We start from the raw sequence: 3,408 nt of genomic DNA on the forward strand, positions 1-3,408 counted from the left end.
GGCCCGCGCTTCGCGCTCGCGCTCGTCCACCAGCTTGACCGCCGCTTCCTTCGTCATCGGTCCCTCGGTGATGGCGGTCGAGTTCTCGCCGACGGTCTCGTCGACATAATACTCGCCTTCGTCGTCGCGCCGCACCTTCCACTTGAAACGGATCGCCACGATCGGGCCCGGACCGGTCTTTGCGTAGCCGTCGGCTTCGAGCGGAGAGATCGGCGCCGGATCGTGTCCAGCCGCGGATTTGGCCGGGTCATGATGGCCTTCCGGTCCGTCGAGAATGCTCGCAATGGCCGCGAGTGCATGGTCCGTCGGGTCGCTCGGGTTCAGGATCTTGGTGGCCATGACAAGCTCCACGTGGTCGGCAACTTCCCCGCGAAGATACTAGCAGTCCATCTCCTTTTCGGCGAGTGCGACCAAGGTTTGCCAACCTGCTGTCGCAAAAGCGGGGGTCTTGGGAGCAATTAGGCGCAAATCGGCGGCAATTTCGCCTTCCAGGGGCGTTCCTGCTCGAGTTGGGCCGCCAGCCGTAACAGGGTCGCCTCGTCGCCAAACCGGGCGGCGAACATCATGCCGAGCGGCAGCCCGGCGGCGTTCCACGCCAGCGGCACCGACATCGCGGGTTGGCCGGACATATTGAACATGCTCGTTCCCGGCATGTAGCGCCGCAGGATCGGGCCGATATGCGACAGATCCTGCGACATCGTGTCGAGCTCGCCGATCTTCAGCGGCGGCGCACAGAGGGTCGGGCACAGCAACACGTCGCAACTCGCGAAGAACTCGGCGAGGGTGCGCGAAATCTGGAAGGCGTTGAGCTGGGCGGCCACGTAGTCGGTCGAACTGGCCTTGTCCGCGTTGTGGGCGCTCGCCAATGTCAGGATTTCGAAGTCTTTGTTTGTCATGACGCGGCCGAAGCGCTGCTCGGCAACCCGCACATTGATCGCGGTATTGGCGGCCACGATGGTCCACATCACGGTCGCGGGATCCGCCGGCAAGACAGGCGCGCGCTCTTCGACATCATGACCGAGACCATTCAACAGCACGGCCACCTCGCGAACCGCCGCGGCGATCTCGGGGTCGATCGCATCGCCGTAGGGCGACCGGTCGGTGAACGCGATGCGGAGCCGGCCGGGCGCGCGGTCGATCTCCTCGGCAAACGGCCGTTGCTTCGGCGGTGCGTAATAGGGGCTCGACAGCTCCGGGCCCGAAATCGCATCCAGCATCACCGCGCTGTCGCGCACGCTGATGCTCAGCACATGCCCGCAGGAAAAGCCGGCCCAACCTTCGCCGCGGTCGGGCCCAAGCGGATTGCGGGCGCGGGTCGGCTTCAGGCCGAACACACCACAGGCGGAAGCGGGAATCCGGATCGAACCGCCGCCGTCGCTGGCATGCGCGACGGGAAGAATGCGCGCCGCGACCACAGCGCCTGCGCCGCCCGACGAGCCGCCGGAGGAATGCGCGAGATTCCAGGGATTGCGGGTCGGGCCGAACAAGCGCGGTTCGGTGGTTGGCATGAGGCCGAATTCCGGGCTCGCGCTCTTGCCGAAGATCGTCAGCCCGGTGGCGAGAAAGCGCTGCGCCAGCGTCCCGGTGTGATCGGCGAAATTGTCCTTGTAGACGCTGGCGCCGAAGGTCGTGCGCGTTCCCTCGAGCAGGTCGAGATCCTTCAGGAGAAACGGCACGCCGGTGAACGGGCCTGGCGGAAGCCCCCGGTCGATCTGCCGCTCGGCATAATCGGGGTGTTTGACCACGACGGCGTTGAGCTCGCGGTCGACCTTGGCGGTGCGGGCGACCGCTTCGTCCAGGAGCTCCTTCGGGCTCACCTCCTTGCTGCGCACGAGGTCGGCCAGGCCGACCGCGTCATAACTGCCATAATCCTTGAAAACCATCAGCTAACCAACTCAAATAACATGACTAAATCACCATGGCCGCAGGCCCTCAACAAACTCCCGAGACTTCAAAGCACGTCCTGATTGATCACGTTCTGGCGGATCGGCGCGCCATCGAGCGCGCTCAGGATGTTGCGCGCGGTCTGCTCGCTCATGCGATCGACCGCCTCGCGCGTGACGCCCGCGACATGCGGCGCCATGATGACATTCGGCAGGCTGTGCAGCTCGTGGCCGACCGGCGGCGGTTCCTGTTCGAACACGTCGAGCCCGGCGCCGGCGAGCTTGCCCGACAACAGCGCCTGATGGAGCGCCTTCTCGTCGACGATGCCGCCGCGGGCGGTGTTGATCAGATAGGCGGCAGGCTTCATCAGGCTGAGACGTGCCGCATTGAACAGGCCGACCGTTTCCGGCGTTTTCGGACAGTGGATGCTGACGAAATCCGCGCGCGGCAGCGCGGCGTCGAGATCGGCCACCGGTTCGCAGCCAGCGGCCTTGATCTCCTCGGCGGATTTGTAGGGATCGTAGACCAGAACCTGCATTTCCATCGCAAGGCAGCGTTTTGCCGTGCGCGTGCCGATCCGGCCAAAGCCTACGATCAACAGCGTCTTGCCGTAGAGATCGTAAGGCAGCTTGCCCAGCCGGTAGCCCCAGCTGCCGTCCCTGACGATGGCGTGCATTTCGGCCGCGCGCTTGGCCAGCCACAGCATCATGAACAGGGCCTGTTCGGCGACCGACGGTGAATTCGCGGTGCCTGCGGTCATCAGCGGCACCTTGCGGCGGCTCAGCGCCGGGACGTCGACGGCGTCATAGCCGACCCCGATCCGGGTCACGACCTTCATGTCCCTGGAGGCCTCGAGCTCGGGCTCGCCGAACCGCGTGGGGCCCAGCGCTACGCCATGGACCGGAGCCTGCTGCATCAGCATCGCCTGGAAATCCCCGGCCGAAATCATGTTGGGAAATTCGACCATCTCGATGTCGTCACGCTCGCCAAGCAGCGCCCGACCTGTCTGCGAAAACGATTCGGTAATGAGGATTTTCTTCTTGTTGGTCGCCATTTCCTGCCCTTGAGCCTGACCATTCGCCGTCAAAGGACGACGCCGGTCCCCTCGTTTAGCAGGTGCATATTGTTGAGGTCCACAGCCAATCGGAGCGGGGCTCCATCGCGGGCGCCGGCATTGGGATTGACCCTGCCGCAGATCTGGTTTCCCTCGAGCGTGAAATAGACCAATGTCTCCATTCCCATCGGCTCGGTGACGTCGAGCACCGCGTCGAAGTTCTCGATCCCAGGCTCGGGATGCACCTTCGCCTCGGTCAGATGTTCCGGCCGGATACCGAGCAGCAACTTCTCGTTTCGCGGCAGGTCTTGATAGCGCGCCGCGCGCGGCGGCGGCAGCGCGAAAGAAAGACGGTCGGTCAGGCGGATATTGACCTTGCCCGCGGCCTCTTCCAGCCGGCAGGGCAGGAAGTTCATCGCCGGCGAGCCGATGAAGCCCGCGACAAAACGCGTCTCCGGCTTGTGATAGAG

4 protein-coding genes are annotated in these 3,408 nt (G+C 64.6%); all 4 read right to left on the reverse strand.

Annotation, left to right across the window (positions count from 1 at the left end):
* Window positions 1-339: hypothetical protein (locus WCB02_RS16575; protein WP_423959586.1), on the reverse strand; the 339-nt coding region annotated here is incomplete at its 3' end.
* A 119-nt stretch (window positions 340-458) separates the two neighbouring features.
* Window positions 459-1,883 carry an amidase gene (locus tag WCB02_RS16580; RefSeq protein ID WP_423959587.1) on the reverse strand — a complete coding sequence of 475 codons (1,425 nt, stop codon included), beginning with the start codon at window positions 1,881-1,883 and terminating at the stop codon, window positions 459-461.
* A 68-nt stretch (window positions 1,884-1,951) separates the two neighbouring features.
* Window positions 1,952-2,938, reverse strand: coding sequence for a hydroxyacid dehydrogenase (locus WCB02_RS16585; protein WP_423959589.1), 987 nt, complete (start codon window positions 2,936-2,938; stop codon window positions 1,952-1,954).
* 29 nt (window positions 2,939-2,967) lie between these two features.
* A partial coding sequence (locus WCB02_RS16590) for a TOBE domain-containing protein (protein ID WP_423959590.1) occupies window positions 2,968-3,408 on the reverse strand: 441 nt, incomplete at its 5' end.

This window comes from Bradyrhizobium sp. (assembly GCF_049581145.1).
Lineage (GTDB): Bacteria > Pseudomonadota > Alphaproteobacteria > Rhizobiales > Xanthobacteraceae > Bradyrhizobium.